The 19,751-nt window shown below is 60.3% G+C and carries 18 protein-coding genes and 1 pseudogene; 18 read left to right on the top strand and 1 reads right to left on the bottom strand.

Features of this window, described 5'->3' with window-relative positions; genetic code table 11:
• Nucleotides 1-237: 237 nt before the first annotated feature.
• The 14 genes and pseudogenes from Q4D83_RS08555 to Q4D83_RS08620 all read left to right on the top strand — a co-directional run.
• Nucleotides 238-1,194, top strand: a pseudogene (locus Q4D83_RS08555) (hypothetical protein); the annotation flags it as partial.
• Between the two features lie 38 nt (nt 1,195-1,232).
• Complete coding sequence (locus Q4D83_RS08560; RefSeq protein ID WP_303174735.1) at nt 1,233-2,225, top strand: HAD-IIA family hydrolase; 993 nt, start codon at nt 1,233-1,235, stop codon at nt 2,223-2,225.
• Nucleotides 2,219-2,371, top strand: a complete 153-nt coding sequence (locus Q4D83_RS08565; protein WP_303174736.1) for a hypothetical protein — start codon at nt 2,219-2,221, stop codon at nt 2,369-2,371. The genes Q4D83_RS08560 and Q4D83_RS08565 overlap by 7 nt, the downstream gene beginning before the upstream one ends.
• Before the next feature lie 11 nt (nt 2,372-2,382).
• Complete coding sequence (locus Q4D83_RS08570; RefSeq protein WP_303174737.1) at nt 2,383-3,204, top strand: TlyA family RNA methyltransferase; 822 nt, start codon at nt 2,383-2,385, stop codon at nt 3,202-3,204.
• Nucleotides 3,201-4,106, top strand: a complete 906-nt coding sequence (locus Q4D83_RS08575) for an NAD kinase (RefSeq protein ID WP_303174739.1) — start codon at nt 3,201-3,203, stop codon at nt 4,104-4,106. Before Q4D83_RS08570 ends, Q4D83_RS08575 begins: the two co-directional genes overlap by 4 nt.
• 63 nt (nt 4,107-4,169) lie before the next feature.
• Nucleotides 4,170-5,888, top strand: coding sequence for a DNA repair protein RecN (gene recN, locus Q4D83_RS08580; RefSeq protein WP_303174742.1), 1,719 nt, complete (start codon nt 4,170-4,172; stop codon nt 5,886-5,888).
• A gap of 38 nt (nt 5,889-5,926) precedes the next feature.
• Nucleotides 5,927-7,120 carry a putative cytokinetic ring protein SteA gene (gene steA, locus Q4D83_RS08585; protein ID WP_303175118.1) on the top strand — a complete coding sequence of 398 codons (1,194 nt, stop codon included), beginning with the start codon at nt 5,927-5,929 and terminating at the stop codon, nt 7,118-7,120.
• 9 nt (nt 7,121-7,129) lie between these two features.
• Nucleotides 7,130-8,059 carry a copper transporter gene (locus tag Q4D83_RS08590; protein ID WP_303174744.1) on the top strand — a complete coding sequence of 310 codons (930 nt, stop codon included), beginning with the start codon at nt 7,130-7,132 and terminating at the stop codon, nt 8,057-8,059.
• 26 nt (nt 8,060-8,085) lie between these two features.
• Nucleotides 8,086-8,742 carry an NUDIX hydrolase gene (locus Q4D83_RS08595; protein WP_303174745.1) on the top strand — a complete coding sequence of 219 codons (657 nt, stop codon included), beginning with the start codon at nt 8,086-8,088 and terminating at the stop codon, nt 8,740-8,742.
• Nucleotides 8,739-9,638 carry a site-specific tyrosine recombinase XerD gene (xerD, locus tag Q4D83_RS08600; protein WP_303174747.1) on the top strand — a complete coding sequence of 300 codons (900 nt, stop codon included), beginning with the start codon at nt 8,739-8,741 and terminating at the stop codon, nt 9,636-9,638. Before Q4D83_RS08595 ends, xerD begins: the two co-directional genes overlap by 4 nt.
• A gap of 137 nt (nt 9,639-9,775) precedes the next feature.
• Nucleotides 9,776-10,660 (top strand): ParA family protein, encoded by an 885-nt coding sequence (locus Q4D83_RS08605; RefSeq protein WP_303174748.1) that lies wholly within the window; start codon nt 9,776-9,778, stop codon nt 10,658-10,660.
• Nucleotides 10,661-10,663: 3 nt separating this feature from the next.
• The gene (locus tag Q4D83_RS08610; protein WP_303174750.1) at nt 10,664-11,482 is read left to right on the top strand and encodes a ScpA family protein; all 819 of its coding nucleotides are present in this window, start codon (nt 10,664-10,666) and stop codon (nt 11,480-11,482) included.
• Nucleotides 11,483-11,497: 15 nt separating this feature from the next.
• Complete coding sequence (locus Q4D83_RS08615; RefSeq protein WP_303174753.1) at nt 11,498-12,328, top strand: sulfurtransferase; 831 nt, start codon at nt 11,498-11,500, stop codon at nt 12,326-12,328.
• A gap of 24 nt (nt 12,329-12,352) precedes the next feature.
• A complete protein-coding gene (locus Q4D83_RS08620) occupies nt 12,353-12,904 on the top strand; it encodes an SMC-Scp complex subunit ScpB (protein WP_303174754.1) in 552 nt (183 codons plus the stop codon).
• Between the two features lie 10 nt (nt 12,905-12,914).
• Here the strand turns inward: Q4D83_RS08620 and Q4D83_RS08625 are convergent, their stop codons facing one another.
• Nucleotides 12,915-14,372, bottom strand: coding sequence for a peptide MFS transporter (locus tag Q4D83_RS08625; protein ID WP_303174755.1), 1,458 nt, complete (start codon nt 14,370-14,372; stop codon nt 12,915-12,917).
• 126 nt (nt 14,373-14,498) lie between these two features.
• Between Q4D83_RS08625 and Q4D83_RS08630 the strand changes: the two genes are divergently transcribed.
• From Q4D83_RS08630 to der, 4 genes are all read left to right on the top strand, one after another.
• Nucleotides 14,499-15,791, top strand: a complete 1,293-nt coding sequence (locus Q4D83_RS08630) for an adenosylmethionine--8-amino-7-oxononanoate transaminase (protein ID WP_303175119.1) — start codon at nt 14,499-14,501, stop codon at nt 15,789-15,791.
• Nucleotides 15,782-16,432 (top strand): dethiobiotin synthase, encoded by a 651-nt coding sequence (gene bioD / locus Q4D83_RS08635; RefSeq protein WP_303175120.1) that lies wholly within the window; start codon nt 15,782-15,784, stop codon nt 16,430-16,432. The genes Q4D83_RS08630 and bioD overlap by 10 nt, the downstream gene beginning before the upstream one ends.
• A gap of 94 nt (nt 16,433-16,526) precedes the next feature.
• Complete coding sequence (locus Q4D83_RS08640; RefSeq protein WP_303175121.1) at nt 16,527-17,387, top strand: pseudouridine synthase; 861 nt, start codon at nt 16,527-16,529, stop codon at nt 17,385-17,387.
• A gap of 8 nt (nt 17,388-17,395) precedes the next feature.
• The gene (gene der, locus Q4D83_RS08645) at nt 17,396-19,483 is read left to right on the top strand and encodes a bifunctional cytidylate kinase/GTPase Der (RefSeq protein ID WP_303175122.1); all 2,088 of its coding nucleotides are present in this window, start codon (nt 17,396-17,398) and stop codon (nt 19,481-19,483) included.
• Nucleotides 19,484-19,751: the final 268 nt, after the last annotated feature.

Below are 19,751 nucleotides of genomic sequence, written 5' to 3' on the forward strand. Positions count from 1 at the left end.
GGAAGTGCGTGGGAGAGTAGGACACCGCCGACACCAAAACCAAAAACAAAAAAAAGGGGAGGAGGAGCCACCACGGCCCCTCCTCCCCCTTTTTCGTTTCCACCAACTACAACCAAATACCTCGAGTCACACATTGTGCTCAATACGGGGTAGTATTGGGTGACTTTAAAGGTTGCGCTCCCTCGGTGTTTGTTGCTGTGGGTGTTGTTTATTTTCGGTATGAAAGGCTCCCTAGCACGAATGTCTGATAATTTTTCCCGCTCGGATCGCTCGGACCGGTCGGATTATTCTGGTGGTTCTCGGAACTATCGAGGCTCGGGCGGCTATCGGGGTGATCGTTCCCGGAATGAGCGTGATGGTTATCGCCGTCGAGACGATCGGCGCGGCGGGAGCTACCGTAGCGAGGGAGACCGTCGGGGTGATCGCCGTCATGCGCAGCGTGCGGGGGCGGGGCGTCGAGAAGAGTCGTCGTCGCGGGGCCCGCACCGGCCGGGTTTCCGGGAGGAACGTATTGCGAAGCGGCAGCAGGAGCCGGCGTTGCCGGATGATGTTTCGCCGCGGGATTTGGATCCGAGCATATTGCAGGATTTGAAGAGTTTGTCGCGCGACAACGCGGATACGGTGGGGCGCCATATGGTGATGGCGGCGGTACTTATGGAAGAGGATCCGCAATTGGCGTTGGCGCATGCGCGTGCCGCGAAGGACCGCGCGGGCCGCGTTGCGGTGGTGCGTGAGACGTGCGGTATTGCTGCGTATCATGCGGGCGAGTGGAAGGAAGCGCTGGCGGAGTTGCGTGCGGCACGCCGCATGAGTGGCGGTCCCGGCTTGCTCGCGGTGATGGCTGATTGTGAGCGGGGTCTTGGGCGCCCGGAGAAGGCACTGGAGATGGTACGCACGGAGGATACATCCAGTTTGGATGAGGCGGGCCGTGTGGAATTGGCGATTGTTGCGGCTGGCGCGCGTCAAGATTTGGGCCATGTCGACGCCGCGGTGGCTGAGCTGCAGCGCGTTGTGTTCGAGCCGTCGCGGAAGGGGATGACGGCGTCGAGGTTGTTCTATGCGTATGCGGATGCGCTGGCGATGGCTGGCCGTAGGGCCGAGGCCAAGGTGTGGTTCGGGCATGCCCAGCAGGCCGATGAGGGCGGCTTTTTGGATGCCGCGGAACGCATTGCTGAGCTTGAAAAATCGGGCTAACGCTGTGTGTTTCTAACGCTCCACTAGACTGTGGTGTTATGAGTGTTGCGAGTGACTATGACTGCCTCCTGTTGGACCTTGATGGAACCATGTGGGAGGGCGGTCGCCCCATTCCCGGCGCGGTTGAGGGCGTGCTAGCAACAAAGTTGCCGCTGTTTTACATTACGAATAACGCGTCGAAGGCCCCGGCGGTGGTCGCCGATCAGCTTTCGGGCATTGGGTTGTCCACGGACGCGGCACACGTGATGACGTCCGCCCAGGCGGCCGTTGAGTTGGCGGCGGAGCGGATAGCGCCGGGGTCTAAGGTACTGGTGTTGGGCACGCCGTCGTTTCAGCAATTGGCGGCGGATGCGGGCTTCGAGGTGGTGCATTCTGCCGATGATCAACCGGCGGCGGTATTGCAGGGCCATAATCCGGAAACCGGGTGGGCGGAGTTGTCGGAGGCGGCGATGTCGATTCACGCTGGTGCGCAATATATAGCGAGTAACCTTGACACCACGTTGCCCCAAGAGCGTGGGCTGGCTGTGGGCAATGGGTCGATGGTGGCGGCTGTGGTGAGCGCCACGGGGGTGTCGCCGGAGTCGGCGGGGAAGCCGAAACCCGTGATGTTTCACTCTGCGGCGGCGAAGCTGGGGGCGGAACGCCCCTTGGCGGTTGGGGATCGGCTGGATACGGATATTGCTGGTGGCATTGCGGCAGGCATGGATGCGTTCCAGGTGCTCACGGGTGTGAGTGGGTATTTTGATGTGTTGAATGCTCCGGTTTCCCAGCGTGCGAAGTTTCTTGGGGAGTCGATGCTCGATTTGGGGCAGCCGGCGGAGTTGTTGGAGCCGCGCCCTCAGGGTGGTTTTTCGGCTGTGTATTCGGATGGCGTGTTGGAGTTGCATGGGGGGTCGGCTACGGCAACGCCGATCCAAGCGTTGCGTACTGCGGCCGCCGCGGTGTGGGCGGTGAGCGCCGCAGCTGGTCTTGTGACGTCGGTGCGCGGTGTCGGATCGCACGCCCAGCGGGTATTGGAGGCGTGGTGGTAGCGCCGAAGCCGCAGGATCCGCGGGTGTCGCCGGAATCGGTGCGGCAGCGGGTGTCAGAGGTACTTGGGCGGCCTTCGGAGACGCTGGAGCAGGAGGCTGCGTTGTTGGCTGAGGCGCACGATATTGCGCAGGACGCGCTGAAATAAGGAGTGTTTGCATGGTTGCGCGAAGGCGCCTTGACGCCGAACTTGTGCGTCGAAAAATCGCTCGGTCTAGGGAACATGCGGTGGAATTGATTCGGGCTGGCCGTGTGGAGGTTGCGGGCATGCGTGCGACCAAACCGGCGACGGTGGTGGACCCGGAGGTGTCCATTCGCGTGGCCGCTGGCGACGATGCTGATTACGCCTCCCGCGGCGCGCATAAGTTGTTGGGGGCACTTGCGGCCTTCGAGCCCGCTGGCCTGCGAATCGAAGGGAAAAGGGTGCTTGACGCGGGGGCGTCTACTGGCGGCTTTACAGACGTGCTGTTGCGGCGTCACGCTCGCGAGGTTGTCGCGGTGGACGTTGGCTACGGGCAGTTGATTTGGCGGCTGCAAAACGATGATCGCGTTCGCGTCGTAGACCGTACGAACGTTCGAACATTGACACAGGTGGACACTGGGGGTCCGTGCGACATGATGGTAGGCGACTTATCGTTTATCTCGTTGCGCCTCGTACTGCCTGCGATTGTTTCGTGCATGGCCGAGGGTGCGGATTTGTTGCCCATGGTGAAGCCACAGTTCGAGGTTGGCAAAGACCGCCTGGGGTCTGGGGGTGTGGTGCGCAGCGCGCAGCTGCGGGCGCAGGCGACGCGCGAGGTTGCGGAGTTCGCGGCTACGTTGGGGTTGAGTTGTCAGGCGGTGGTGGCGTCTCCGCTGCCTGGACCTAGCGGCAACGTGGAGTATTTTTTGTGGTTGAAACACGATCATGGGGCATCGGCGCCGGCTGCCGATCAGCTTGAGAATATGATCGAACGCGCTGTAAAGGAAGGTCCGCAATGAGCCCACGCGAGGTGCTGCTTGTTCCGCACACTGGCCGTCGCACCAATGTCGAGTCGGCGGCTCGGGCTGCGGAGCTTCTCGACGCCGCGGGGATCGTTGTCCGAGTCCTTGTCTACCGCGATGCGAGTTCCGTGGCCGAACACCCAGTGTTGGGTAGGTTCGATTTGTACCGTCATTCCCACGAGGCCGCGCTTGGGGTGGAGCTGGTGCTGGTGTTAGGCGGCGATGGGACGTTTTTGCGCGCGGCGGATATTGCGCACAATGTGGACGTTCCGGTGTTGGGAATCAACCTCGGCCACATCGGTTTCCTCGCGGAGTGGGAGAGCGATTCGCTGGATGAGGCGATCCGCCGTGTCATCGACTGCGACTATCGTGTGGAGGATCGCATGACCGTGGATGTACGGGTGATCGACCACGCGCATCAGCAGCTTGGTGCCGGTTGGGCGCTCAACGAGGTGAGCATTGAAAATCAGGATCGCTCCGGGGTGTTAGATGTGCTGCTTGAGGTGGATGCGCGCCCGGTGAGTACGTTCGGTTGCGATGGGGTGTTGGTGTCCACCCCGACGGGTTCTACCGCATACGCGTTTTCGGCGGGTGGGCCGGTGCTGTGGCCCGAGCTGGACGCTATTTTGGTGGTGCCGAATAATGCGCACGCGTTGTTTGCTCGTCCGCTGGTGGTGAGCCCGCACTCCACAGTGGCCGTGGAATCCACTATGCGTTCGAATTCCGCGGAGGTGGTGATGGACGGGTTCCGTAAACTGCCCATGCCGCCCGGTTCTCGCGTGGAGGTGGTGCGCGGCTCCCGCCCGGTGCGTTGGGTGCGGCTGGATGATGTGACGTTCACGGATCGTTTGGTCACAAAGTTTCGCCTTCCGGTCGAGGGTTGGCGCGGCCCAGATTAGGGCGGATCATCACGCTTCGTCGTGTCTGTATGTGTCCAGCTAGTAGAGGGGTACAGTGTTGCTATGCTCGCGGAAATCACCATCGAAAATCTTGGCGTCATTCCGGCTGTGAGTGCGGAACTCCATCCCGGGTTGACGGTGCTCACCGGCGAGACAGGTGCCGGCAAAACCATGGTGGTTTCTGGGCTCCGGTTGTTGTGCGGTGGAAGGGCTGACGCCTCCCGGGTGCGCGCCGGCGCATCTCAAGCGGTGGTGGAGGGCCGGTTCGTGGTGGATGAGGCGCCCACGGAATCCCAAACAATTGTTCGTCAGGTGGTGGCGGCGGCAGGGGGATCCGCCGACGAAAACGGGGAGTTTATCGCCTCCCGAGTGGTGAATGCTTCCGGCCGTTCGCGTGCGCACCTTGGCGGGCGCGCCGTTCCCGCCGCGACGTTGCACGAATTCAGCGTGGAATTGTTGGCTATTCACGGGCAGAACGATCAATTGCGGCTGTTGTCTCCGGAGCGGCAACTCGAGGCTCTGGATCGGTTGGACCCGCAAATTTCCGAGTTGTTGGTGGAGTATCGTGAGCACTATCGCGTGTGGCGGGCGTTGGCCAAGGACCTGCAAGAACGCACGAGCAACCGACGGGAATTAGCACAAGAAGTCGATCGGCTGCAATTTGCAATCAATGAGATCGAACAGGTGAAACCGCAACCGAATGAGGACGCCGAGTTACAGGCAACCATCCGTAGGCTGCAGGACGTCGATACGCTTCGCGAGGAGGCGGCCACCGCACTTGCCGCCATTGATGGGGATGTGGAAGCCGCCAGCGAGGAATTGGTAGCTTCGGATTTATTGGGGCGGGCATGTGCGTCCCTGACGGGCAGTGACGATCCTGCGCTGCGGGAATTGGCAGATCGGCTGGCGGAGCTTACTTCGGCGTTGGGTGATATTTCCGCCGAGTTGGGGCAGTTTTTATCCGACCTGCCGGAGGACGTGCAGTCGCTGGAACAACTGTTGCAACGCCAGCAGCAATTGAAACAATTAACGCGAAAATACGCGCCCGATATTGACGGGGTACTTGCCTGGCGGGAAAAAGCGGAACGCAAGCTAAAATCGATAGATATTTCGAGTGATGCGGTGGCGCAATTACAGCAGCGAGTTTCGGCGGCAGAAAAGAAAATGCTTGCCTGCGCTACAAAGCTCACCAAGGCGAGAACAGACGCAGCCAAAGAATTAGGCAAGCAGGTCACAGAAGAACTTCATGGTCTTGCCATGCCAAAAACAAGTTTCGTCGTTGAATTGCGCACCGTTCAACCGGGGAAGTTTGGTGTGGACGAAGTTGAGTTTTTGCTCGCCCCCACGCTCGATGCTACGCCTCGACCGCTGGCAAGCTCGGCGTCCGGTGGCGAATTGTCCCGGGTGATGCTTGCGCTGGAGGTGATTCTCGCCGCGGGAAACACTGGGACGACACTCGTGTTTGACGAGGTTGATGCCGGCGTGGGCGGCCGTGCTGCGGTGGAGATTGGGCGTCGATTGGCGCGCTTGGCGGTGCGCAATCAAGTGCTGGTGGTGACGCACTTACCGCAGGTAGCGGCGTTTGCGGACGCACACCTCCACGTATCCAAAGACGTCGGCGAAGCCAACGCCACCGCTGGCTTGGAGCAATTGCACGGCGAGCGACGGGTGGCGGAGTTGGCGCGCATGCTGGCAGGTTTGGAGGATACGGATACCGGTCGGGCGCACGCTGCGGAGTTATTGGAAATGGCTGAATCGGAGCGTAAGCGTTTCTCAGTCTAGGGCGCGCCTCCACCCGTACTTGAGGGTTGCCCTGCACAATATGCTCCATGAGTCTTTTTTCCCGCAACTCAGATTTGCCTGGACTGCACGGGGTAATCCGCGATTGCACCACGAATGGGAAAGGTTTTAAACGCCTTTCCAGTGGTGATATTGCTGTGATCGACGCCCCAGATATGTCGCGTTCGTTAGCGCAGCGGCTTATTGATGCTTCCCCGGCGGCCGTGGTGAATGTTTCCCGCTTTACCACCGGCGCTTACCCGAATTTTGGTCCGCAAATGTTAACCGATGTGGACATTTTGTTGGTGGAGGGCGTGGGCTCGCAAATTTGGGACCAGTTGCGGGACGGTAAAAAGGCGAGAATCACCGACGATGGCCAGCTGTTTCACGGTGATAAGCTCATCGCTTCGGGGGTGGTGATCACAGCCGGCGATGCTGAAGAAAGCTTCGTGGAAGCACAGCGGGAATTGCTGGACCACATGGAGGCGTTTTTCGGGAACAATATCCAATTTATCCACTCTGAGGCGCCGCTGTTGATCGACGGGTTGGGTGTGCCCGATGTTGGTTTGGAGATTGAGGGGCGCCCCGTGGTCGTGGTGAGCCCTGGCCAAGGGCATCGAACACAGCTCAAGGATCTACGAAACTACATTCGGGAGTACTCCCCGGTGTTGATTGGCTGTGACGAGGCGGCGGACACGATCGTGGAGCTGGGCTATAAGCCCGATTTGATTGTGGGAAACCCGGCGGGCATTGGGGCGGACGCGTTGCGGAGCGGCGCGCGCGTGGTGTTGCCCGCCGACCCTGACGGCCATGCGGCTGGCTTGGAGCGTATTCAGGATCTGGGTGTGGGGGCGATGACGTTTCCCGCCGCCAGTGATTCCGCCACGGATTTGGCGTTATTGTTGGCGGATTACCATGGCGCGGTGATGGTGGTGAATGTGGGTGCGCCGCTGGATTTGATGCGCATTTTCGCCGCTGACCCGCACGCGACACCGTCGGCGTTGTTAACTCGCAGCAAGCTGGGCGGAAAACTTGTCGACGCTTCGGCGATCACCGAATTGTACGTGGTGCGGGGTACTGCCGGCTTGGCGTGGGTGTGGACGGCGTTGGCTGCGCTGGTGATGATCGCGGTGATTTTGGTCATCGCGGGCACCTCGGGCGATGGAAGCTTCACTGAGAACCTGGTAAGTACTTGGAACAACATTGCTCTGACGGTTCAGGGCTGGTTTAAGTAGGAGCATGTGATGTCGCTAAAAAGTTCCACCGTCACTGGCCTGATGCTGGGGATCGCCCTCGGCGTAGTTGTGGGGACCTATGTGCTGGGCCCGAATCTGCCGGGCGGAAGTAACCAGGAAAACACCTCCGCGATCGCGATGTTGGACGAGGCTCGTGACGAGGCGGAAGCGGCGAAAGCGCAGGCGAAAACGGTTGACCGCTATATTGCCAGCATTGCTGAGGGTACCGTGGATGCGTCCCTGATCGATCGTTCTGTGCTGGTGGTGACCACTCCGGATGCCTCAGACGAGGATGTGGAGCATGTGGATTGGTTGTTGCGCCGCGCGGGCGCCATCGACGCGGGCGTGCTGAAGCTTGAAAAGAAGTTTTTGGATCAGGAGTCCGCAGATAGTTTGAAGCGCATCGTTACGGATACGCTGCCGGCGGGCGCGCAGCTTTCCACGGATACCCTCGATCCCGGCATGCATGCAGGCGAGGCGCTTGGCTACGCGTTGGCATCGGTGGATGGCCAACCTTCCGCAAGTGACGAGGATCGAACCGCGCTGTTGGAGGCGCTGAAACAAGGCGGGTTTATTTCCTACAAGGACTCGGCGATTACCCCCACTCGGGGCGTGCTGTTGGTTACGGGGAACGATGACGGCTCCGAAAACTCTTTCGCCGCCGCGACCGTGGCGGCGTTGGCGCAGGGGATGGATTCCCAGGGGGTGGGCGTGGTAGTGGCCGGCCGCTTGCAATCCGCAGAGGAGGGCGGTGTCATCGGCCGGATTCGCCAGCGCCCCGAGGGCCGCGACAACGTGTCCACCGTGGATTCCGTTGATCAGAGTTTCGGACGCATGGGTGCCGTGCTGGCGATGGCGGAACAGCTTGAGGGTGGTTCCGGCGCGTACGGTGCGGCAACGGATACGGACGCCGCCGCGCCGCCGGTGGTGCCGCGCTAGCCGGCGGGCCACTATCGTGGGATGACATGACCGTTTCCAAAGAGCATTCCTTTACAGTTGTGGCGTCCGAGGTGCTTCTCGACGCCCCGATTATCGCCGTTCGCCGCGACCGCATCGTCATGCCCGGTGGCGGCGAATCCAACCGCGAAATCGTGGAGCATTTCGGCGCCGTCGCCGTGGTCGCGTTCGACGGCGAAAACATCGCACTGGTGCGCCAATACCGGCATTGCGTGCAAGATCGACTTTGGGAATTGCCCGCAGGTATTTTGGACGTCGCTGACGAGGACCCCCTCGAATGTGCCCGCCGCGAGTTGGTGGAGGAAGCGGGACACGCTGCTAAGACGTGGCACCTGCTGACTGATCTGGTGTGCTCGCCCGGGTTTTGCGAGGAGGCCGTCCGCGTGTACCTCGCCCAGACGCTTACCCCGGTGCCGCGACCCGTCGCCCACGACGAAGAGGCCGACATGACCCTGCGCTGGGTTCCGATAGCGCAAGCCCGTGAGATGGTCATGCGTGGCGAGGTTGTCAACTCCATCGCGATCGCCGGCATCATGACCGCCGCCGAGGTTTTGGCCGGTCGCAGCCCCGCGCGAAGCGTCGATGAGCCGTTCGACTTGCGGCCGCAGAGTTTGGCGCGGCGTCGCAAAGCGATGGGCTTGGGTGCGGATATGAAGCGGCTGTGACGGATCCAAACACCATAGCGGAAACCTGGCTGAACCATCTTGCAGTGGAGCGCGGATTATCCGCAAACACGCTGAGCAATTACCGCCGCGATGTGCAACGCTACCTCGACTGGTTGGGCGGCGCCGGCATTTCGGACCTTGCCGAGGTACGCACCACCGATATCGAACTGTATGTCGCGGATCTGCGCCGCGGGGGATTGGCTGCAGCGTCGAGTGCGCGGGCATTGGTGGTGGCCCGCGGTCTGCACAAATTTGCGGTGTCCGAAGGCCTCCTCGATGTGGATGTTGCACACGAGGTTTCCCCGCCGGCGCAGGGGCGGCACTTGCCGGATACGCTCACTATCGCCGAGGTCAGCCAGCTGCTCAACGCGATGGGTGTGGAAACCCCGGTGGAGCTCCGCGACCGCGCACTGCTGGAACTGCTATACGGTACGGGCGCGCGCATTAGCGAGCTCACCGCATTGAGCGTGGACGACGTCGCTGAGCTTTCCGAGCGTGGGTTTGTATTGGTGCGCGGCAAGGGCAATAAGGAACGGCTGGTGCCGGTGGGTACCCATGCACAACAGGCGGTCAGCGATTATCTCGTGCGCGGGCGGCCCAGCTTGGCCAATGGCACCAGCCACGCGCTGCTGCTCAACCTGCGTGGCGGCAGCCTATCGCGCCAGAGTGCGTGGGCGGTGGTAAAACGCGCCGCCGACCGGGCGGGAATTGTGCACGATATTTCTCCGCATACGTTGCGCCATAGTTTTGCCACCCATTTGTTGGAGGGGGGAGCGGATGTGCGCGTAGTCCAAGAATTACTCGGGCATTCCTCAGTAACTACCACGCAGATATACACCCATGTGTCCGTGGAAAATCTTCGTCAAGTGTGGCGGTCGGCGCATCCTCGCGCCTAAAACTTGAAACAAGTCAAGGCTACAAGGTTGTCGCCTCGCTTGTAATAAATGTGCACGCTGCACGTTGGTATGCAATGTATCCTGTGATCTGGGAGCATGAACATCGTGCACTAGCCAATTCTGTCAAGGAAGAGGGATTGATCTTGTCTGCTAACGGCGCTAACGGCTCGAAAAAACAGGAGGGGCCCGAACTCGGCCTGACCGGCCGACCGGTACGAAAGCTCCCTGAACCAAAGCCATTGGATCGCCATGGGCCAGCCAAGATTATTTCAATGTGTAACCAAAAAGGCGGAGTGGGAAAGACCACCTCCACCATTAATCTCGGGGCGTGTCTTGCGGATTTAGGGCGGCGCGTACTCCTTGTGGACCTTGACCCACAGGGTGCCCTGTCCGCGGGTTTGGGAGTCCCACATGAAGAACTCGACCTAACGGTGTACAACCTTTTAGTAGACAATCAAACGTCGATCCTGAACGCGATTCACCGAACAAACGTACCCGGGTTGGATTTGGTGCCGGCAAACATCGACCTGTCCGCCGCTGAAATTCAGCTAGTCAATGAGGTGGGCCGTGAGCAGACCTTGGCGCGCGCATTGCGGCCCGTGATGCGGGACTACGACTACATTATTCTGGATTGCCAGCCGTCGTTGGGTTTGCTCACCGTGAACGCGCTCACGTGTTCGCACGGTGTAATTATCCCGATGGAATGCGAATACTTTTCCCTCCGTGGCCTCGCGTTGCTCACGGATACGGTAAGCAAAGTGCAGGACCGTCTGAATTTCAACCTCGAGATCGTGGGCATCCTCGTTACCATGTTCGACCGCCGGACGAGCCATGCGCGCGAAGTGATGTCACGCGTGGTAGAGGTATTTGGTGAGCAAGTGTTCGACACGGTGATTACTCGTACGGTGCGCTTCCCAGAAACCTCTGTGGCGGGCGAGCCGATTATCACTTGGGCGCCGAACTCGCCAGGCGCGGCACAATACCGCGACCTCGCTCGCGAAGTGATCGAGCGGACAAGTTAACGTGTGGGTGTGACACAAAGCGATCCGAACCAGCCGGAAATCACCGGTTTCACCTTGGCGTTGGCGAATTTCGAGGGGCCGCTGGACCTGTTGCTCCAGCTGATTTCCGTAAAGAAAATGGATGTCACGGAAGTGGCGTTAGCTGAAGTCACCGACGAGTTCATTGCCTACACTCGAGCGCTGGGGGAGACGGCCAAACTGGATGAGATTACCGAATTTGTTCTCATCGCCGCCACGCTGTTGGATTTGAAAACCGCCCGCCTGTTGCCGCGGGGGGAAGCGGACGAAATTGAAGATTTGGAATTGTTGGAAACCCGCGACTTGCTGTTCGCCCGGCTGCTGCAATACAAGGCGTATAAGCAGGTGGCGGAATTGTTTGCGCAGTGGCAGTTAGCGGCGCGGCGTCGATACCCGCGCGCTGTATCGCTGGAACCCCAGTTCGCCCAATTGTTGCCTCCCGTGCGGATACACCACACGGTGACAAGTTTCGCAGAACTGGCGGCAACGGTATTTCGTCCCAAACGGGCGCCGGAGGTAGGCACCACGCACCTGCACCAGGCGGTGGTGTCTGTGCCCGAACAAGCGGGCAAATTGCTCGACGCGCTGAAACTCGCCGGGGAAGGTGAGTGGGTGAGCTTTCAAACCTTGACCGAAGATTGCCAGCTTTCTATGGAAATCATCGGCCGGTTCCTAGCGCTGCTGGAATTGTACAAAGCGCACGCGGTGGCGGTAGACCAGCGAGAATCGCTCGGTGAACTCAGGATCGCATGGACTGGCGTGGACGTGGACCCCACGGTAGTAGCTGCAAGTGACTGGGAATAGATAAGGTGGGGAAATATGACCAATCTTGTTGATTCTTCCTGGTTGGCGGAACGCTACCGCCACGACGACGTTGTTGTATTGTGCGCCTCGCTCGGCAACCCGAATAAATCCCTAGCCAGCGGGATCCCCGGCGCGATCCTGGCGGACCTTGAGGGGGCGTTTTCCGCGCCGGGAGCTCCCCTGCCGCACACCGTGCCCGAACAGGTCAGTGCGCCGTTCACTGCGTTGGGCATTGGCCAAACCACCACCGTGGTGGTCTACGACCGCTTCGGCGTGATGTGCGCGCCGCGGGTGTGGTGGCTGGCCCGCATGGCGGGGATCGACAATGTGTTCGTGCTCGACGGTGGGCTTCCGGCGTGGGTGGCGGCGGGTGAAGAAACCGCCCCAATTCGCACCTTCGAGGAGGCGGTGGCTGCTGTGCCGGGCGTGCTGAGCGCGCCGGAGCGCCCAGAACTGCTGACAGATGTTGGGGGCGTGCAGAGCGCCCTTGCCCGCAGCGGGCACGCGGTGGTGGACGCTCGTTCCGCCGGGCGGTTCGCAGGCATCGAGCCGGAGCCGCGGGATGGTTTACACGGTGGTCACATTCCGGGCAGTGTGAATGTTCCCTACACCAGTCTTTTTGATTCGGATGGCAAGATGCTGCCGCGCGCGGAAGTGCAGCGAATTTTTAGCGAACAGGTTGGCGACGCCCAGCGGCTCACCATGACCTGTGGCTCCGGCGTTTCAGCGTGCGTGCTGGCCTTAGCCGCATATGAGGCAGGGTATGAGGACGTGGTCGTCTACGATGGTTCGTGGTCCGAGTGGGGGCGGCCCGACATGGACCTGCCAGTTGCATCGGTCCGGTAGGCAGTGCGTGAAGGATCAGCGAGCGTGACGTCCCCGATCTCCCCGTTGCGATCCCAGCTCGAATCAATCCTGCTGGTGGTGGACTCGCCAGTACAGTCGAGTGCATTGGCGCGTGCGGTTGCTGCGCCACCAGCAGAGGTGGAACGCGAGCTGCGGGGCTTTGCGGCGGAATTGGACGCCCGCGGCAGTGGGATTGACCTGCGGGAAACCGAGGAAGGCTGGCGGTTGTATACCCGGCAGGAAAACGCCGACGCGGTAGAGCAATTCCTCCTCGATGGCACGCAAACCCGGTTGACTCGAGCGGCATTGGAGACGCTGGCGGTGGTGGCGTACCGCCAGCCGGTCACCCGCGCCCAGGTGTCCGCGGTGCGTGGCGTTAACGTCGATGGCGTGATGCGCACCCTGCAACTTCGCGGCCTTATTGAAGAGGTAGAGGTCGAGGGGGCGGTCGGGGCAGCGCACCATTATGTGACCACCCAATTGCTGCTTGAGCAATTGGGGATTGCCGCCTTAGATGAGCTGCCAAACTTGGCACCCCTGCTGCCCGACGTGGATTCTATCGAAGAAGAGTTTTAGCGAACCCGCGTTAGTGGTGCGCTTTGCGGCTGATGAAGAAGACGATCGCGCCGATGGTCATCACCACAAGGCTGCAGCTGAGGAAATATGTGGTTTCCGCCGAGGCGCTTTCCGAATTGTAGTATTTGGAAAGCACCCCAGCCGTGGCGGTTCCAATGGCCATGGTGAGGAAGTACAACGCCGAGAACCGAGTAGCAAACGCTTGCGGCGCGTAGGCGGTGGTTGCGGACATGCCTACAGGACCGACGAGCAACTCGCCGAGGGTAATAATTAAGGTCGCGCCGGCCAACGCTAAAAACGGCGTGGAGTTTGCCCCGCTGCCGGTGAACGGCAACAACACGAGCAACCCGGAGCCGGAAATAATCACGCCGAGTCCCATCTTCGTGGGCGAATTCAAGTTTGGAATCCGGCGCCACAGCCAAGCGAGCGGCAATGAAAGCACGAGAATATAGAACGGGTTGAGTGATTGCGTCCAGCTGGCGGGGATGGTGAAGGAACCGATCGTTCGGTCGAGACGCACGTCCGAGTACACGGCGAGTACGCCGTAGGTTTGGTTTAACACCGACCAAAATGCGCAGGAGGCGAAAAATAGCGGCAGGTAGGCGACCACCCGTCGCTTCTCCGCGCCGGTGACATCTTTGGAAGCGAGCATTTGCGCGAAGAGCGCCGCGGTGACCGCGAGGGTGGCTACGAGCAGGATGGTGGCGAGGGAATCAAGCCCGATGGTGCCCGTGGTGACAAGTGTTGCTACACCGATGACCGCTAACAGGGCGACACTCGCGAGAATAAGCGGAGAGGAGTTCGAAATGGGGTTTTGGGGGCGCAGTAGCTCGGGGTGAATGAACTTTCGGCGAAACGCGAGGTAGTAGACCAGCCCGATGACCATGAGTACCGCCGCGGCGGCAAAGCCGACGTGGTAACCGCGGGTGGTGGCCAGCCAGCCGGTCAGCAGTGGGCCAAGCAACGCGCCGACGTTAATGCCCAGATAGAACAGTTGGAACGCAGAGTCACGGCGAGCGTCATCTTCAACGGGGAAGGCTTGGCCCAGCAGGGTGATCGCAGAAGTTTTCAGTACGCCAGAACCAATGGCCACCAAGATCAGGCCGATGGCAACGCCCCAGCCGCCCGGGATGAGCGATAACGCTAAGTGGCCGATGACGAGCGTGACGGCGCCGCCGAGCAGGGTGCGTTCCGCGCCGAAGAGACGGTCCGCGACCCAGCCGCCGGCGATCGTGCACAAATATACGGACGCGCCGTAGGCGCCCATGAGGGCGGTGGCGGTAGCTTTGTCGAGGCCGATGCCGGTGGTGGTGGCGTACAGGTAGTACACCATGATCGCCTGCATGCCATAGAAGCTAAATCGTTCCCACATTTCCACGCCGACGATGCCGGGCACTATTCCGGGGGTGACTGCTCGCTGTGACGACTGTCCAGCTTCGATTTCGGAGTCATGATGAGTCAGGGTCATGCATTAATTTGTACATGATCACCGTTCATTTTGGTTAAACATCGTATAAATAAACTCTTCAAAGGCGGCGTGTGTGGCGTTTTGCTGTGTGCTTGAACGGATCGGATATATAGTTGAACGGTGTCTATGAAACATTCCGATATCGTTGCGTTTGACCAGTCCCACATCTGGCATCCATACAGCCCGTCTCCAGCGACAATGAACCCGCGTCCAGTCTCCCACACTGACGGAGTGTATCTGTTTTTGGAAGACGGAACGCGTCTGATAGACGGTATGAGTAGCTGGTGGGCCGCCGCCCACGGGCATAGCCACCCCAAGCTCGTTTCCGCAGCTAAACAGCAAATCGACCGGATGAGCCACGTCATGTTCGGCGGGCTCACGCATGAACCCGCCGTGCGGCTGGCAGATGCGTTACTCACGCTCGCCCCAAGCCATTTCAGTAAGGTGTTTTTTGCTGATTCCGGGTCAGTGTCAGTCGAAGTGGCCATGAAAATGGCGATTCAATATCAGCGAGGTGTGGGGCATCCAGAGCGCACAAAGTTTGTCACCTGGCGCGGCGGATACCACGGCGACACACTCGCCCCGATGAGCGTATGCGACCCAGATGGCGGCATGCATTCGCTGTGGACGGGCATCCTGCCACAGCACACCTTCGCGCCGCGCCCGCCGGACCGCGGGGCCACCCCCCAAGAACAGGCGGTCTACCTCGAGCGGTTCGAATCACTGATTGATTCGTCTCACGCCGCCGTGATCGTCGAACCGGTGGTACAAGGCGCCGGCGGGATGCGCTTCCACGATACCGAGTTGCTGGTCGGGTTGCGTCGTATCTGCGACGCGTATGGGTTGCTGCTTATCGTCGACGAAATCGCAACTGGCTTCGGCCGCACCGGACGCCTGTTTGCATCTGAGCATATCGCAGCGGACATTATGTGCGTGGGCAAAGCTCTCACCGGTGGATTCCTTTCGCTGGCGGCCACGCTGACAACCACCGCTGTCGCCGAAGCAATTCAAACCCCTGCCGGGGGTGGGGCGCTGATGCACGGGCCAACGTTTATGGCGAATCCGCTCGCGTGCGCCGTGGCCAGCGCTGCAATGGAACTCATTGCCGGCGGCGATTGGCGGACACAAGTGCCCCGAATCGAACGCGAGTTGCACAGGGGGCTGGCGGAACTCGCCCAGCTTCCAGGGGTGGCCGATGTCCGCGTGCTCGGCGCGATCGGTGTGGTGGAAATGACCGAACCCGTAGACATGCCTGCCGCGACGGACGCCGCGATTGCTGCAGGCGTGTGGCTGCGGCCATTTGGCCGCTTGATTTACTGCATGCCGCCGTTTATCTGCACGAGCGAAGACATTGAAATCATCTGCACTGCGGTGGCCGCCGCGGTGCGCGCAACAACTCAAGAAAGGGCATCACAATGATCGTTATTACTGGTACCAACACGGATGTTGGCAAAACCATTGCCACCGCGGCACTGGCCGCGCGGATCCCGGGCGCGTTGCCGGTGAAACCGGTGCAAACGGGGGAGCCGGACGGCAGCGGCGATATCGTCACCATTGAGCGGCTGACCGGGGTCCGCGGTGTGGAGTTCACCCGCTATCCAGAACCGCTGGCGCCGAATCTTTCCGCGCGCAGGGCGGGCATGGTGCAGTTGAGTTTGGCGGAGGCGGTGGCCAAGATCCGAGCACTCGAGGCGCCGGATCGCACCCTTCTTATTGAGGGGGCGGGCGGACTCCTTGTCCGCATGGGTGACGATTGGAATTTGGCGGATCTCGCTGCTGAACTCAATGCGGACGTCTTGGTGGTTACGTCGCTCGGTTTGGGTTCGTTAAATTTGGCAGAGCTCACTGTGGAGGCTGCGCGGGCGCGCGGCCTGCGTGTAATCGGACTCATTGGCGGGGCGATGCCGAAGGCTCCGGATTTGGCTACGCGGCTCAATGTGGAGCAGTTACCGCAGGTGACGGGTGTGCCGTTCTTGGGTTGGTTGCCGGAGGGGGCCGGCAGCCTTAGTGTCGCGTCGTTCGCACATGTAGCCGCCGGAATTCAGGTGCCACCACGTTGAATAATGTGGCGGCAATCCGCTAGGGTGGAGTTCGATTTTCACAACCGTATACAGATTGGACACAATTGTGACTCCACCCGCTCGCCGAGACGGCATACCGGATAAGAAAAACAAACGCTCCCAAGTTGATGAGGAGTACGCTGCCGACATTTATGTGTCCAAGGCAAAACCCGCGCGGCATCAACACGTCAGCCGCGACCGGTTCAGCAAACAGCCCCAAGGCGAAGGCGTTCGCTTGCAAAAGGTGCTCGCCCAGGCCGGGGTTGCTTCCCGCCGCATGGCGGAAAAGCTTATTAGCGCAGGCAGGGTCGAGGTCAATGGCAAAGTGGTCACGGCGCAGGGGATGCGCGTGGACCCAGATACCGCGGTGGTGCGTGTGGATGGGGTGCGCGTGCGCATCAACGAAGACATGGTCTACTTTGTGCTGAATAAGCCGCGGGGTTTGCAATCCACGATGCAGGACGACATGGGGCGGCCTTGCGTTGGGGACATTGTGGGGGAGCGGCTGAGCTCTGGCCAGCGGTTGTTCCATGTGGGGCGGTTGGATGCCGCGACCGAGGGGTTGTTGCTGCTGACCAACGATGGGGAATTGGCAAACCGCCTCATGCACCCGAAATACGAGGTATCGAAAACCTATTTGGCTACGGTATTGGGTGAGGCGGACCGCAAACTGATCCGCGCGCTCCGCGAAGGCATCGAACTGGAAGACGGTTTGGCCAAGGCGGATTACGTGCAGATCGTGGACACGTGGCAGGGTAAATCTCTGATCCGCGTTGAGTTGCACGAGGGTCGCAAGCATATTGTTCGCCGCATGCTCAAGGAAGCAGGTTTCCCTGTCGAGCGTCTCGTGCGCACGAAAATTCACACGGTGCAATTGGGGGAACAGAAGCCTGGCACCCTGCGTGCGCTCAATAATTCAGAACTAACAAGCCTCTATAAGGCGGTGGGAATGTGATTTCGAACATGCCTGAGGGCGGCCTCATTGTTGCCGTCGACGGACCTTCCGGCACCGGTAAATCCACGGTGTGCCGCGCGTTGGCCCAGCATCTGGGCGCAAAATACCTTGACACGGGCGCGATGTACCGAGTGGCTACGCTGCACGCATTGCGTCAGGGGGTGGACCCCACCGACGTTGAGGCTGTGATTGCAGCTACCGCGTCCCTGCCGCTGGAGGTGAACGACGACCCCGCGGCGACCACCGTGCTGCTCGATGGTGTCGATGTTTCCGACGAGATCCGTGGCGCGGAGGTCACACGTGCGGTGTCTGCGGTTGCGGCAATCCCTGAGGTTCGCGAAAACTTGGTTGCGCTGCAGCGCGAGTTGGTGGCGCGCGCGGGGCGTTGCATTGTTGAGGGCCGCGACATCGGCACTGTGGTGCTTGTCGACGCCCCGCTCAAGGTGTATCTGACCGCCTCGGCGGATGTGCGTGCTAAGCGTCGATTCGATCAGGATGTTGCTGCCGGACGGGATGCCGATATTGATGTCATCCTCGCCGATATTGAACGCCGCGACGCCGCCGATTCGTCTCGCTCGTCTTCCCCGCTGCGCCCCGCAGAAGATGCGATCGTGGTGGATACCTCCGAGCTTTGCCTCCAGGAAGTGATCGACGAGTTAGTCGACCTGGCTATTGGGTCTGCTGATTTTGACGAGTCGGAGTTCGGGGAGCCGGATTTCGGTGACAGCGATTGGGAACAGCTGGAAGAAGAGTTTGGCGTCGCCCCGCATGTTGAGGAAGCGCTGTGCACGGTCGCCATCGTGGGGCGGCCGAATGTGGGCAAATCCTCATTGGTGAACCGGTTTTTGCAGCGTCGCGAAGCGGTTGTTGAAGACGTCCCAGGGGTAACGCGAGATCGGGTTTCTTATATTACGGACTGGAATGGCCGTCGCTTCTGGGTGCAGGATACTGGCGGTTGGGATCCAGACGCTAAGGGCATTCACGGCGCCATTGCCCGCCAAGCTGAAGTAGCCATGGCCACTGCCGATGTCATTGTGTTTGTGGTGGACACGAAGGTGGGCATCACGGAAACCGATGAGGTGATGGCTCGCCGCCTGCAACGCGCCGATGTGCCCGTCATTTTGGTGGCCAATAAGTTCGACTCAGACGCGCAGTATGGGGACATGGCTGAGTTCTGGGCACTGGGCCTTGGCGATCCCTACCCAGTGTCCGCATTGCACGGTCGTGGCGGCGCTGACGTGCTCGATGCCATTGTCGAATCGTTCCCCGCGGTGCCGCGCGCGACGTCGATAACTGCGGGCCCGCGGCGCGTTGCGCTCGTTGGCAAACCCAACGTTGGTAAGTCCTCGTTGCTGAACAAAATCTCCGGTGAGGAGCGTTCGGTGGTGGACAACGTTGCTGGCACAACGGTGGACCCAGTGGACTCGTTAGTGCAGCTTGACGGGCAATTGTGGAAGTTTATTGATACCGCCGGTTTGCGGAAAAAGGTGAAGAATGCCGTCGGGCACGAGTATTACGCTTCGTTGCGCACGCGCGGTGCCATCGACGCGGCGGAGGTGTGCATCTTCCTTATCGATGCGTCCGAGAATATTAGCGAGCAGGATCAGAAGATCTTGGGCATGATCATTGACTCCGGCAAGGCCCTCGTTATTGCCTACAATAAGTGGGATCTTGTCGACGAAGACCGTCGTATGCTCTTGGAACGCGAGATCGACCAACAGTTGGCTCATATTCCGTGGGCTCGGCGGGTGAATATCTCGGCCAAGACTGGGCGTGCGCTGCAGAAGCTGGAGCCGGCGATGGTGGAAGCGTTGGAGTCGTGGGATACGCGCGTATCCACCGGCCAGCTCAACAATTGGCTTCGTGGTGTTATCGCGCAGAATCCGCCGCCGATGAAGGGGGGTCGGGTGCCGCGCGTGCTGTTTGCCACCCAGGCTTCGACGCAGCCGCCGGTGGTGGTGCTGTTTACCACCGGTTTCCTTGACGCGGGCTACCGCCGATATTTGGAGCGGAAGTTCCGGGAGAGCTTTGGTTTTGAAGGTTCGCCAGTGCGAATAGCTGTTCGAGTGCGGGAAAAGCGTCGAAACCGCAAATAGAAAGCCCCATTTTATAGGGGCACAATGAAAAGAGCTCCCTGGAAAAATCCAGGGAGCTCAAGCCTCTGTGAAAGGCAAAGTGTTTTACATGCTCAGCTGAGCGCCGTCCAAGCTGCCGGTCAAGTCGCCCTTGTTGATAAGGTTGATCAGGGAGAAGACGGAGCCAATTACTTTGAGGAATTCAACAGCACCTGCAAGATCCATAAGTTCGTGCCTTTCGTAGAGTGGATACCAACGTTATTACTATAGAGGTACGTAAGGGGTTTCG

The sequence above is a fragment of the Corynebacterium sp. genome, assembly GCF_030532715.1.
Lineage (GTDB): Bacteria > Actinomycetota > Actinomycetes > Mycobacteriales > Mycobacteriaceae > Corynebacterium.